At 68.6% G+C, this 12,801-nt stretch carries 9 protein-coding genes; 3 read left to right on the plus strand and 6 right to left on the minus strand.

What is annotated here, in order from left to right:
• The first annotated feature begins 116 nt into the window (after positions 1-116).
• On the plus strand, positions 117-1,646 hold the full coding sequence (locus tag CQ034_RS14235; RefSeq protein WP_105711575.1) for an FGGY-family carbohydrate kinase: 1,530 nt from the start codon (positions 117-119) through the stop codon (positions 1,644-1,646).
• Positions 1,643-3,277, plus strand: a complete 1,635-nt coding sequence (locus CQ034_RS14240; protein ID WP_105711552.1) for a fucose isomerase — start codon at positions 1,643-1,645, stop codon at positions 3,275-3,277. The genes CQ034_RS14235 and CQ034_RS14240 overlap by 4 nt, the downstream gene beginning before the upstream one ends.
• Positions 3,278-3,301: 24 nt before the next feature.
• Here CQ034_RS14240 and CQ034_RS14245 read toward each other — a convergent pair whose 3' ends face one another.
• The 5 genes from CQ034_RS14245 to CQ034_RS14265 form a co-directional block, all read right to left on the minus strand.
• Entirely contained in the window at positions 3,302-3,613 is a 312-nt protein-coding gene (locus tag CQ034_RS14245) for a hypothetical protein (protein WP_105711553.1), read from the minus strand.
• Positions 3,614-3,741: 128 nt separating this feature from the next.
• Complete coding sequence (locus tag CQ034_RS14250) at positions 3,742-6,960, minus strand: glycoside hydrolase domain-containing protein (protein WP_105711554.1); 3,219 nt, start codon at positions 6,958-6,960, stop codon at positions 3,742-3,744.
• On the minus strand, positions 6,957-7,892 hold the full coding sequence (locus CQ034_RS14255) for a carbohydrate ABC transporter permease (RefSeq protein WP_105711555.1): 936 nt from the start codon (positions 7,890-7,892) through the stop codon (positions 6,957-6,959). Before CQ034_RS14255 ends, CQ034_RS14250 begins: the two co-directional genes overlap by 4 nt.
• Entirely contained in the window at positions 7,889-8,815 is a 927-nt protein-coding gene (locus CQ034_RS14260; RefSeq protein ID WP_105711556.1) for a carbohydrate ABC transporter permease, read from the minus strand. The genes CQ034_RS14255 and CQ034_RS14260 overlap by 4 nt, the downstream gene beginning before the upstream one ends.
• A 3-nt stretch (positions 8,816-8,818) precedes the next feature.
• On the minus strand, positions 8,819-10,120 hold the full coding sequence (locus CQ034_RS14265; protein WP_105711557.1) for an ABC transporter substrate-binding protein: 1,302 nt from the start codon (positions 10,118-10,120) through the stop codon (positions 8,819-8,821).
• A gap of 216 nt (positions 10,121-10,336) precedes the next feature.
• Here CQ034_RS14265 and CQ034_RS14270 point away from each other — a divergent pair, with 216 nt between their 5' ends.
• Positions 10,337-11,647 carry a glycosyl hydrolase gene (locus tag CQ034_RS14270; RefSeq protein WP_105711558.1) on the plus strand — a complete coding sequence of 437 codons (1,311 nt, stop codon included), beginning with the start codon at positions 10,337-10,339 and terminating at the stop codon, positions 11,645-11,647.
• 32 nt (positions 11,648-11,679) lie between these two features.
• Here the strand turns inward: CQ034_RS14270 and CQ034_RS14275 are convergent, their stop codons facing one another.
• Positions 11,680-12,711, minus strand: a complete 1,032-nt coding sequence (locus tag CQ034_RS14275) for a LacI family DNA-binding transcriptional regulator (protein WP_105711559.1) — start codon at positions 12,709-12,711, stop codon at positions 11,680-11,682.
• Positions 12,712-12,801 lie beyond the last annotated feature (90 nt).

The following is a 12,801-nucleotide window of genomic DNA, read 5'->3' on the forward strand; positions in this document are numbered from 1 at the left end:
GGGTTCGCCCCGCATCGCCTCGGTGATGGACGGTGCATGCGTAACCACGATCTCCTGCTTGCATCGTGAAATCGATTTCAGCTACGCTTTCCTCAGGCGTGATCAAGGAGGACACCATGCGATGCACCCTCGGGGTGGATGTCGGCACATCGAGCACCAAAGGCGTGCTCGTGGCGCCCGACGGAACCATCATCGCCACCACCACCCGCGAGCACGACGTCTCCCGGCCGCACACCGGCTGGGTGGAGATGGATGCCTCGATCTGGTGGGACGAGTTCGTCGACATCGCCCGCGAACTGCTCGCCGCGCACCCCGATGCCGAGGTCGTCGCCGTCGGCGTCAGCGGGATGGGTCCCTGCATCCTGCTCGCCGACGAGAACGACCAGCCGGTCCGACCCGCGATCCTCTACGGCGTCGACACCCGGGCTTCCGCCCAGATCGAGAGGATCACCGCCGAGCTCGGCGTGGACGAGATCACCCGCATCGGAGGCTCGGTGCTCACGTCGCAGGCCGGCGGGCCGAAGATCGCCTGGATCGCGGAGGAGGAGCCGGCGGCCTGGGCGCGCGCCCGACGGCTGTTCATGCCCGCATCCTGGCTCGTCCGTCGGCTCACCGGCGCGTACGTCTTCGACCATCAGTCCGCGAGCCAGGTCTCTCCCCTCTACGACATCGAGAGCGAGCGGTGGCACGCCCCGTTCTGGGGTCGCTACGCCACCACGATCGTGCAGCCGCGCCTCGCGTGGGCCGGCGACATCGCCGGCACCGTCACCCTGCAGGCAGCCGAATCGACCGGAATCCCGGCAGGGACGCCCGTCATCACGGGCACGATCGACGCCTGGACCGAGGCCGTCAGCGTGGGCGCGCACGAGACCGCCGACCTGATGCTGATGTACGGGACGACGATGTTCATGGTCTTCACCAGCGCGGTGACGCCGGGGGAGCCCGCGCTGCGCACGCCGTCGATGTGGACCACGGCCGGCGCCTTCCCCGGCACCCGGAACCTCGCCGGAGGCCTCTCGACCTCCGGCGCGCTGACCGCGTGGCTCCGGGAGCTGACCGGTGCCGACTACCCGCAGCTCCTCGCCGAGGCGGAGGCAGCGGGGGTCGGCGCCCGGGGTGTGCTGATGCTCCCGTACTTCGCAGGAGAGCGCACCCCCATCCAGGACCCGGATGCGCGGGGCGTGATCGCCGGGCTGACGCTCGAGCACACCCGAGGCGATCTCTACCGAGCGGCGCTCGAGGCCACCGCATTGGGCGTGCGGCACAACGTCGAGACCATGCGGGCCGCCGGCGCCGACATCCGCCGGATCGTCGCGGTCGGCGGCGGTACGCAGGGGCGACTGTGGCTGCAGATCGTCTCCGACGTCACCGGTCTCGTGCAGGAGGTGCCGGAGACGACGATCGGTGCGAGCTACGGGGCCGCCTTCCTCGCCGCGGTCGCCGTGGCAGCCGACGGTGAGGCGCCGCTCATCACCGACTGGAACCCCATCACGGAGCGCATCACCCCGAACGCCGAGCTGCGCACCGCCTACGACACCCTGTTCGACCGCTACGTGCGTCTGTACGACGGAACGAAGGGCGTCGTCCACGAACTCGCCGCCGAGCAGCGCGGCACGTCATCCCACTCAACCCCGGAGGAATCATGACCACCTACGCACTTCCCGCCCCCGTGTCCCGCCCGGCATCCGCGCCGAAGACCGCCTACCTGATCGCGTCGGGCGACCTGCGCGAGGCCGCCAACACCGGCGGCTGGCCGGTGCAGGTCGAGCTCGAGGCCGGCGTCACCGGCGTCTTCGAAGACCTCGGGTGGACCGTCATCCGCGCCAACGACGTCGACCCCGAGACGGGCCACGGCTTCATCTCGAGCCAGCGCATGGGGCTCGAGGTCTTCAAGAACATCCCGACCGATGCTCCGCTCATCGTCGCCGAAGCCGTCTGGCAATACTCCCATCACGTGCTCGCCGGCCTCCGCACGCACCAGGGCCCGATCCTCACGGTCGCGAACTTCGCCGGTGACTGGCCCGGCCTCGTCGGACTGCTCGGCCTGAACGCCGGTCTGACGAAGATGGACAAGCCCTACGCCACGATCTGGTCGGTCGACTTCTCGGACGACTGGTTCAAGGCCGGCATCAAGGAGTGGACGGAGACGGGCGCCATCACCCATGACGCCTCGCACGTGCGCGCGCTCCCCGCCCTCCCCGACAGCCCCGAGAAGCAGTTGGGCGAGGCCCTTGCCGCGGAGCTCCTGGCGGAGAAGGCCATCATCGGCGTCTTCGACGAGGGCTGCATGGGCATGTACAACGCCATCTTCGACGACGAGCTGCTCAACCAGACCGGCATCTACAAGGAGCGCCTGTCGCAGTCGGCCCTCTACGCCGAGATGCTCGAGGTCACCGAGGCCGAGGCGGACGCCGCGTATGACTGGCTGATCGACGCGGGCATGACCTTCCGGTACGGCGAGGATGCCACCACCGAGCTCACCCGCGAGCAGGTGCAGTGGCAGCTGAAGATGTACATCGCCGCGCTCCGCATCGCCGACGACTTCGGGCTCGACGCGGTGGGCATCCAGTACCAGCAGGGGCTGAAGGACCTGGTTCCGGCCTCCGATCTCGCCGAGGGCATCCTGAACTCGACTCAGCGTCCGCCGGTGACCTCACGCGACGGTTCACGGGTGCTGCACGTCGGCCGCGCGTTCCCGCACTTCAACGAGGCCGACGAGGGGGTCGCCGTGGACGCGCTGGTCACCGATCGCGTCTGGCGTGCGATGGGCCTCGTGCCCGACAACACCCTGCACGACGTGCGCTGGGGCGAGGAGTACGACGGGCAGTTCGTCTGGGTCTACGAGATCTCGGGCTCGGTTCCGGCGTCGCACCTGGGCGGATGGCAGAACGCCGAGGGCTGGCGGCAGGGGCACGTGTTCTTCCCCGCGGGCGGAGCCACGATCAACGGCGTCTCGAAGCCCGGCGAGATCGTGCTGTCGCGTGTGTTCATCGCCGACGGGATCCTGCAGGCGGACATCTTCCGCGCGTCGGTCGTCGAGCTCCCGGCCGAGGAGACCCAGCGCCGCAAGGACGCTACGAACCCGGAGTGGCCGATCGCCCACGTCGTGCTGCACGGCGTCTCCCGCGACCAGTTCATGGCCCGCCACAAGGCCAACCACGCACAGCTCGTCTACGCTCCGGATGCCGAGACGGCGGACAAGGCTCTGATCGCCAAGGCCGCGATGTTCGACGGAATGGGCATCAAGGTCAACCTGGTGGGAGACGTGGCGGTCTGACCCGGCGCTCGTCTGCCTGGAGGGCTACTGAGACCGCCAGAACCGCATCACCAGGTTCGTCAACTCCTTGTCGAGATCGTCGACCTTGGACTCGATCCGCCCGAGGCGCGCGTCGAGGCCGTCGATACGTGCCGAGAGAGCGGTGTCGAGGCCGTCGATACGTGCCGAGAGGGTGGCGTCGAGGCCGTCGATACGTGCCGAGAGGGTGGCGTCGATGCGATCGACCTCGACGCGGATCACGCGGCTGAGCTGCGTCGTCATGAGCGTCATGCCGCCGAGCATCACAGCCGCGAAGATACCGAGCAGCGTCCATACCTGAGGGTCGTTCAAGCGCATGCCTCCAGTCTGAGTTCGGAGGCCCACGTTGTCACGGTATTCCGGTCTCGCTGCGCCACGAGCCCAGTCGTCGTGGGTACCTCGCCGAGACGAGGTACCCGTGTAGAAGGAGTGGCCGGCCGGCGGGGTCAGCCCAGGTCGAAGATCTCGAGTTGACGGAGCGTGACCTCGGCCATCGCGCGCACGCGGAGCGCCGAGGTCACGATCCGGGCTGTCAGGGTGAACGGCGTCGTGCGGTCGGCCGGCAGCTCGGCCCGGTGTGTCATCGTGACGGGCATCCACAGGCCGTCCGTCCCCTCGGCCTCCCATCGAAGGGCCGACGACGATGCCGTCGCCGCCACGGTCACGCTGACGTCGGTCACGCCGCGAGGCTCCTCGAACCGCCATCCCACCCATTCCCCGCGACGCAGCGCGACACCGGCATCCCCCGACGGCACACCGTCGTCGAAGACGCGGTCCGGATGGATGGTGTCGGTGGAGGCGACGACCTCACCGGCGCCGGGGGTCAGGTCAGGGCACCAGATCGCGAGGTCGTCGAGGGAGGAGCCCGCTTCGAGCGCTGCGGCCGGGTCGACGCCGAACTCCAGTTCCAGCACCGCGTCGCCGGAGAGCGCGTCGATCGGCAGGTCGGCCGAGGGCAGGGGCACCCCGTCGAGTCGCGCCTCCTGCAGGATGTGGGCCGAGGGGGTGGCTCGACGCGACCGGATGCGCAGGGAGGAACCGTTTCCGCGATCCACGCGGATGTCGTCGAAGAGAGGCGACCCGATCCGCAGCCGCCCCGACGCGAGCTCCAGCGGGTAGAGGCCGAGCGCGGCCCACAGCCACCAGGCGCTCATCTCGCCGTTGTCCTCGTCGCCGGGGAAGCCCTGGCCGATGTGCGCACCGGCGAACAGGCGCGCGGCAAGGTCGTGCACGATGTCGGCGGACTGCCACGGCCGGTCACTGAACGCGTACATGAACGGGATGTGGTGCGCCGGCTGGTTCGAGATCGCGCACATCCCGGAACGCAGCGCCCTCGCCTCGCGCTGCTCATGGATGACGGTGCCGTACGCGCCGCCGAAGCGTTCATCGGCGGTCTCGGGTTCGGCGAACAGGGCGTCGAGGTGGCGTCCGAGACCGGCGGGACCGCCGTAGAGGTCGGTGAGGCCCGCACCGTCGTGCACGGCGCCGACCGACATGCCCCAGGCGTTCGTCTCGACGTTGTCTCCGCCCCAGGATCGCGGATCGAACCCGGATGCGGAGAACGCGCCCTCATCGTCCCGGCCACGGAAGAACCCGGTGTCGTCGTCGAACAGCGTGCGATACGACCGGGCTCGATTCGCGAAGTACCGGGCGAAGGATCTGTAGCGCGCGGCGTCCGCGGCCGTGGCGGACTCGGTGGCGAGCTGCGCCGCGAGGCGCCCGAGTGCAGCGTCACTCACCGCGTTCTCGATGCTCCAGCTCATGCCCTCCGGCACTTCCGAGGGGATGTATCCGGCGAATCGGCCCCGCGCGATGCCCTTGCGACCGCGGCGCGCATCCGGCCCCGGCTCGCACGCGTTCCGCCATCCGCTCTCGAACGCGGTGACGCGGTCGAAGTCCACGCCCCAGCGTGCGGCATCGGCGAAGATCTGGTCGCTCGAGGTGCCGACCATGCTGTCGACGTATCCGGGTGCGCTCCATCGCGCCATCCACCCTCCCCGGCGGTACTGCTCGAGCTGCCCGTCGAGGAGCCGCCCAGCGAGGGAGGGATCGAGCAGGGCGAGAGCCGGCCACTCGGTGCGGTACGTGTCCCAGTATCCGTTGTTCACGACGAGTTCGCCGTCGACGGCCGGTGCGACTCCGCTCTCGTCGTGTGACTCGCGCGCGGCGAACACGTCGGCGAATCGCCAGACCGGCGCCTCCGCCGTCCCGATGTTCTCGGCGGCACTGTTGGGATACAGGTGCATCCGGTGGAGCGCGGCCGCGATCCGGGACCGATGCTCCTCGTCGGCGAGCGTGCGGTACGGCGTCTCGGCTTCCGGAAGCGGCGGGATCGTGACGCGGCCGAGCAGCCGGTTCCAGGCGTCAGCCGCCGCGCCCCGCAGCTCCTCATAGGGGATGGTCGCCGGAGCCTCGGAGTCGAGACTGTGCCGTGCCTGATCGATCGAGAGGAAGGAGATGCCGATCCGTACCTCGAGCGCCCCGCGTCCGCCGATGTATCCGGCGACCCTGCCCCGCCCGTCGTCGTCGAGTGGTCCACGCTCGTCCGTTTCGACGCCGTGCGGGGTCCGCAATACGGATCCGGCGAAGAAGCAGGGCGGCGCATTGCCCCAATCCTCGGGCCCTTCCGGGATCCACCCTTCGAATCCGCCGGCATCCGTCCAGAAGAGACGCCCCGCGTCGGTGAGCTGGTCGATGACGAAGCCCACCGGGGCGGCGGCATCCGCGCTGTGCACTCGGAACACCGCTGCGTGCGCCGTCGCCGTCATCTCGACCTGCAGGCCGTCGCTGAGATCAGCCGAGTATTCGTGCGGACGCGCCCGTTCGGAGCCGGGGGTGATCCAACGCCGCCGTCCGGCACGGCGCGAGGTGGGCGCGCCGAGGAACGGCATCAACTGCAGCACCGAGCGATCGCCGATCCACGGGCTCGGCTGATGGGAGAACTGCAGTGCTTCGAGCCGTCGCCCCTGGGGGTCGTCATGCACGAACGGCCGGTACGGCCAGCGGGCGTCTTCCGCGTCGGTCGCCGGTGTGACGAACGTGAATCCGTGCGGCATCGCCACCGCCGGGATGGTGTTGCCGCGAGAGAACCGTGGACCCGAATGCGAGCCGCGCCGGGTGTCGACCCGTTCGACGGGTGGGAGGTCACGGGCGGGGGCCTGCGCTTCGACCACGACCTGCACGAACCCGGTGCACCGCGCGGGGAGGTCGGCGGTGTCGGGAAGGGACGCGGTGCCGAGGACGATCTCGACCGAGCCGCCGCGGTGCGCGAAAGGCGCGAGCGTGACCGTGTCGGCGTTCCACTGCTCGGGCATGCTCCAGCGGGCATCGAACTGCGCCTGCGCCGTGACCGGGAAGTCGTAGCGGTCGCGCACGGCGGAGACATCGCTCAACCGCGAGCCATCGGCGAAGCGCACGTCGACCGTCACAGCGAGGGCTGCGTGCGGAGACAGTGTCGCCGCGGGACCGTCGGCGTAGAACGCCCAGTGCAGCACGGTGTCGGGGGAGATCTCGAGGTCGGTGAGCCCGGGCACGTCGACCCGCTGCTCGCCGGCAGAGGGATCGAAAGCGAAGGCGTACACCGCGCCGGGCAGCACGCCCGCTCGGGGACGGGACGACGGAGGATCGGCCGGCCCGTCCGCCGGCGTGAGATGCGCGGCGCTCACCCCTTGATCGCGCCCTCCTGCACGCCCTTGAAGAAGAACCGCTGCGTGAAGGAGAACATGATGACGATCGGCACGAGGGCGATCATGGTGCCCGCCGCGATCAGACGCGGGTCGACGGAGAAGCTGCTGTTGAGGTAGGCCATTCCCACCGTGAGCGTGTACTTCGACGGGTCGGACAGCACGATGAGCGGCCACAGGTAGTCGTCCCAGGCCCCGATGAATGCGAAGATCGCGACCACCGAGACCATGCCGCGGATGTTCGGCCACACGATGTGGCGGATGCGCTGCCAGGTGGTCGCACCGTCGACCGTCGCGGCATCCAGCACGTCCTTCGGGATCATGCGGCAGGCGGTGGCGATCAGGAGCACGTTCATCGCGCTGATCGCGCCGGGGAGGAAGACGCCCCAGAGGGTGTCGGCCAGCCCGAGGGCGCGGATCGTCAGGAAGTTGCTCGTCACCGTCACCTCGCCGGGGAAGAGCAGCGTGGAGAGCAGGATCGCCATCACGATCCACTTGCCGCGGAACCTCATGCAGCCCAGCGCGTAGCCCGCGAACGTGGCCAGGACGACGTTGCTGACGACCGTGCCGACCGAGACGAGCAGCGAGTGCCAGGCGTAGAGGTACACCGGGACGATGTCGGCGACCCTGCTGTAGTTCTGCAGCGTCGGCTCGCGCGGGATGAGCTCGGGCGGGAAGGAGTAGATGTTCTCCTGGGGCCCCTTGAAGGATGTCGACAGCTGCCAGATGAACGGCCCGATCACGAGCACCAGGACGAAGAGGAGGAGGGCGTATCGACCGATCAGACCGCCGAGGGTCGGCTTGCTGAAATCGCCGGATCCGCGGCGGCGGAACATGCGCTCGCGGGTCGGCGCCGACAGCTCCTCGGAGGGGCGGGCGTCCTCTGTCGAACGGGGCGGCGTGAGCGTGCTCATGCGGAGACCTTCGCCTTCTTCTCGCGATTCATGACGGCGATCGCGACGAGCGGGATGAGGGTGAGCAGGAACAGCGCCACGCTGATGGCGGACGCGTATCCGATGTTCCCGTTGAGGCCGGAGCCGACCTGGCGGATGAGCATCACGAGCGACATGTCGTATCCGCCCGGGCCGCCCGTGCTCTTCGAGAGCACATCGAGCTCGGCGAACACCCTCATGGCGGACACCGCGATGAGCACCGAGATGAGGAGCATCGCGCCGCGGACGGAGGGGATCGTCACCGACAGGAAGCGACGGAAGGAGCCGGCGCCGTCGAGCATCGCCGCCTCGTGCAGCTCCTTGCCGACGTTCCCGAGCGCCGCGAGGTACACGACCATGTAGTAGCCCAGGCCCTTCCAGACCGTGAGCAGGATGGCGCAGCCGAGCAGCAGCCAGCGATCGACGAGGAACGCCATCGGCTTGTCGACCAGCCCGAGGAACTCGAGCGTCTGGTTGATGATGCCGCGGCTGTCGAACAACCAGGTCCAGATGAGGGCGACCACGACCACCGAGGCGATCACGGGGAAGTAGAACGTGGTGCGGAAGAACGAGATGCCGGGGAGCTTCTTCTGCACGAGCAGCGCCAGCAGCAGCGGCAGGATCGTGAGCAGCGGCACGCACACGACCACGTAGATGAGGCACGTCGTCAGGGCGTTCCAGAACATCTCGTCGCCGAACATGCGCTCGTAGTTCGCCCCGCCGACGAACTCGGGCGTCCGCAGGGGTTTGGCATCGGTGAAGCTGAGGAAGACCGTGTTCAGGAACGGCCAGAGCGCGAACACCAGCACCCAGGCGACGGCGGGCCCGAGGAGCAGCCAGGGTGTGAACCACCGGTGGGATCTCATCGTCTTCCGGCCGGCCGTGATGCCGGTGTCCGCGCGCATGGCTTACTTGTCCACGCGGTTGGCGTTGGCGTACTCGACGATCTTGTCGAGCTGGGCCTTCGCGTCCGCCTCGCCGTTGACCGCGAGGGCGATCTGCTGGGTCATGTACGTAGCCATGTCGGAGGTCCACTGGAACGGCAGCGCCTTGGCGTCCTTCATCGCGCCGAAGACGGTGTCGATCGCCGACAGCTGCTTCTCGTCGGTGACGGTCGCGGCGATGTTGTCGACGACCTGGTCTCCGCCCTCGGCCGTTCCGGGAGCGGTGCCGACGGCGAGCGACGAGAAGGCCACCTGGTTCTCCTCGTTCGTCGCGAACTCGGCGAAGGCGAGCGCGGCCTCCTTGTTGTCGGAGTCCGCCGAAACGTTGAGCCCCTGCACGTACAGCGGTGCGACACCGAGTCGCGGCGTCGCCACCGTGTTCTCGAGCAGCGCCGGTGCGTCCTTCTGCAGGTCGGTCGTGAAGCCGGTGCCGCCGGTGGTGAAGGCGACCTTCTCCTGGATGTACGCCTCCGCGTTTCCGCCGTAGTCACCGGTCAGGGCTTCCGCGGGCATCGCGCCGGCCGCGTACGCATCCGCGTACTTCTCGATGATCGCCGCGGCCTCGTCGGTGTTGAAGTCGAACTCGCCCTCGTCGTTGATGACCTCCATGCCGGCGGCCGTGAACGTGTCGAGGGCTGGGATCGAGGAGAGGAGCTGCACCTTGCCGTTGGATTCGGTGGCCACGTCTTTCGCGAGCGTGAGGAGCTCGTCGACCGTGGTCGGGAGGTTCTCCTCGGTGACGCCGAAGGGTGCGAGTTGCGCGAGGTTCCACCAGGAGGCGTCGCTGGAGAGGTACCAGGGCAGGCCGTACGTGCCCTCCATGCCCGGGTACTGGCTGTAGGCCTCCCAGGCGCCCGTGTTGTAGGCGGTCTTCAGGTCGGGGTCGGCGGTCTCCAGGTCGATCAGCTTGCCCGCGGCGACCAGCGGGTACGCGATGTCGGGCGGCAGGTTCAGCACGTCGGGGAGGGTGTCGGCGTTCGCCTGGCTCAGGATCTTCTCCTGGTAGCCGTCGCCCGGCTGGTCGAGCCACTCGACCGTCACGTCGGGGTGCTCCTTCTCGAACGCGTCGATGAGGTCCTCGAAATACGGGGTGAACTTCTCGTTCTTGAGCGACCACGTCTGGAACTGGATGGTGCCGCTCAGCTCGCCCGATGTGTCGATGGGGCCCGCGGCGCCGGAGGTGCCGCCGCCTCCTGTGCAACTCGTCAGCGCCAGAACGCCGATGCTGAATGCTGCCAGAGCGACAATGCGTGTGCGAACTTTCATCGTGCTTCTTCCTCGAGGCGGGCGAATCCGCGCGAAGTCCGCAGAAACGGGACTACAGCGCTTTAGCAGATGAAACCATCCGATTTCCTCCCTGTCAAGGCAATCGTCCGGCGACGCACTGCCTGCAAGTGCAGGAGTGCGCACTGTTCGTTGCTCAAGCGTTATAGTGATGCGAACTCCGCCCTCCTCGAAGGGCACGTCCGAAAGGTCTGACACATGACGCAGCGCGGCGCCCTCGATGCTCCTCTGAGGTTCGGGGCGAACTACACGCCGTCGAAGAACTGGATGCACTCCTGGCTCGACTTCACCCCCGACGACGTGCGCCGGGACTTCGCGGCTCTCGCGGAGCTCGGGCTCGATCACGTCAGGGTCTTCCCACTGTGGACCGTGCTGCAGCCGAACCGCACGCTCATCCGGGAGAAGGCCATCGACGACGTCCGTGCCGTCGTCGACATCGCCGGCGAGTTCGGCATGGATGCGGGCATCGATGTGGTCCAGGGGCACCTCTCGAGCTTCGACTTCGTCCCCTCGTGGCTGTACACGTGGCACGACAAGAACATGTTCACCGATCCACAGGCGCTCGAGGGTCAGGTCGCGCTCGTCGACCGGCTCGGTCGGGCGTTGAGTGACGCACCGAACTTCCTCGGCCTGACGCTCGGCAACGAGACGAACCAGTTCTCCGCGCACACGCACCCGTCGCCATGGCCGGTCACGCAGGACGAAGCCGGCGGCTGGATCTCGACCCTGCTGGCGGCGGCGGAGGCCGCGGCGCCGGGGATCCCGCACGTCCACAGCGAGTACGACGCCGTCTGGTACATGGACGGCCACGGCTTCACGCCCGCGCATGCGTCGCGCCTGGGGGCCATGACCACGATCCACTCCTGGATCTTCAACGGCACCGCCCAGCGCTACGGCGGTCGCTCCGTCGCCTCCGATCGCCACGCCGAGTACCTGATCGAGCTCTCCCGCGCCTTCGCGACCGATCCCGACCGGGCGGTGTGGCTGCAGGAGGTGGGCGCGCCCTCGAACTGTCTCACCGACGAGGAGATGCCGGGCTTCCTGGAGGCGACCGTGCGCTCCGCCGCGCGCACCCAGAACCTCTGGGGCATCACCTGGTGGTGCTCGCATGACGTCAGCCGCGACCTCGGTGACTTCCCCGAGCTGGAGTACACCCTCGGGCTCATCGGTCAGGACGGCGCGGCGAAACCCATCGGTCGGCGTCTCGCCGAGATCATCCCCGACCTGCGACAGCGCGTCGCGCCGCCCGTGCGGGACACGGCGATCGTGGTGGACGTGGACGAGCGCGAGGTTCCCGTGAGTCGGGCGGCGCTGAGCCCGGGCGGTGCGGTGTTCCAGGCCTGGGTGGATGCCTGCGCCGCGGGCCTCGATCCCGCACTCGTGACGTCGCGCGACGCGCTCGACCCCGTAGCGCTCGACGCGCGAGGAATCCGTCGTCTCATCCGTCCCGACCTCTCGGCCGACGTGGTCGACCCCTACGGATCGGTCAACACCGTCGTCCAGAGCTGACCGCGATCGCGGTTCGGGCCGGACGAGGTCGTTCAGGCGAGGCGCGCGGGCGGAGCGGTGCTCTCGCGTGCCGTGAGCACCGGCGTCGGACCCTCGACGCTGGGCAGGTTCACTCCCGCCTCGATCTGCTGCAGCAGGAGAGTGGCGGCGCGCTCGCCGAGTTCGAAGGTGTCTCGGGTCATCGCCGTGATCGACGGGTTGATCAGTCCGGCGATGACGGAGTCGTCGAACGAGGCGAGGGAGACGTCGCGCGGCACGGCACGGCCCATCTCCTGGGCGACGCGGAGGCCTGCGACCGCCATCACGTCGTTGTCGTAGACGATCGCGGTCGGCTGCTGCCGACCGGAGAGCAGCGAGCGCGTGACCGCCGATGCTCGTGCGGGCGAGAAGTCCGTGATGATGACCTCCCCCTCGACGCCGTCGGTCCTCATGCGCCCGAGCACCTCGGCACGCAGGCGCGTGTGCTCGAGTTCGGCCGGGCCGGCGACGTAGGCGATGCGGGTGTGCCCGAGGGCGACCAGGTAGGAGAAGAGCGTCTCGGCCACCGTGTCGTCGCCGATCCAGACGCTCGGCACGGAGCCCTCCGGCGAGGGCTCGGAACCGATCATCACGGCCCGGGCGTCGAGGGCTTCGATGCGCCCGACGCGGGGATCGTCCTCGCGGGGGTCGATGAAGATGAAGCCGTCGACCTGGTTGGAGGAGCGCCACTGTCGGTGCACTTCCATCTCCTCGGCGATGTCGCTGACGAGGCGGAGCTGCAGGCTGACCTTGCTCTCCGACAGCCGTGACTCGATGCCGGCGATGAGGTCGGTGAAGAACGCCTCGGATCCCAGCGACCGTGCCGGGCGGGCGAGGGCGAAGCCGACGGTGTTGGCGCGCGCTCCGACCAGCGCTCGAGCAGCCGAGCTCGGCTGCCAGCCGTTCTCTTCGACGATGCTGAGGATGCGCTGCCTGGTCTCGTCGCTCACGCCGGGGCGGCCGTTCAGCGCGAAGGAGACGGCACCGGGAGAGACCCCTGCCATGCGCGCGATGTCGGCGATGGTGACGCGTTTCGCCGGGGTCATAGTCCCTCACCATACTTGATCGATTTAGTCTCGCGGAAGAAGTGACGATGCGTTTAGACTTGGCTACTAGATCGTTTTAGTAAATCCGAT

It is taken from the genome of Microbacterium sp. MYb45 (assembly GCF_002979655.1).
GTDB lineage: Bacteria > Actinomycetota > Actinomycetes > Actinomycetales > Microbacteriaceae > Microbacterium.

Bases quoted from the DNA above. Each gene is read 5' to 3' on its own strand.
- CQ034_RS14235 (WP_105711575.1), top strand. From the start codon at position 117: ATGCGATGCACCCTCGGGGTGGATGTCGGCACATCGAGCACCAAAGGC.
- CQ034_RS14240 (WP_105711552.1), top strand. From the start codon at position 1,643: ATGACCACCTACGCACTTCCCGCCCCCGTGTCCCGCCCGGCATCCGCG.
- CQ034_RS14245 (WP_105711553.1), bottom strand. From the start codon at position 3,613: ATGCGCTTGAACGACCCTCAGGTATGGACGCTGCTCGGTATCTTCGCG.
- CQ034_RS14255 (WP_105711555.1), bottom strand. From the start codon at position 7,892: ATGAGCACGCTCACGCCGCCCCGTTCGACAGAGGACGCCCGCCCCTCC.
- CQ034_RS14260 (WP_105711556.1), bottom strand. From the start codon at position 8,815: ATGCGCGCGGACACCGGCATCACGGCCGGCCGGAAGACGATGAGATCC.
- CQ034_RS14265 (WP_105711557.1), bottom strand. From the start codon at position 10,120: ATGAAAGTTCGCACACGCATTGTCGCTCTGGCAGCATTCAGCATCGGC.
- CQ034_RS14270 (WP_105711558.1), top strand. From the start codon at position 10,337: ATGACGCAGCGCGGCGCCCTCGATGCTCCTCTGAGGTTCGGGGCGAAC.
- CQ034_RS14275 (WP_105711559.1), bottom strand. From the start codon at position 12,711: ATGACCCCGGCGAAACGCGTCACCATCGCCGACATCGCGCGCATGGCA.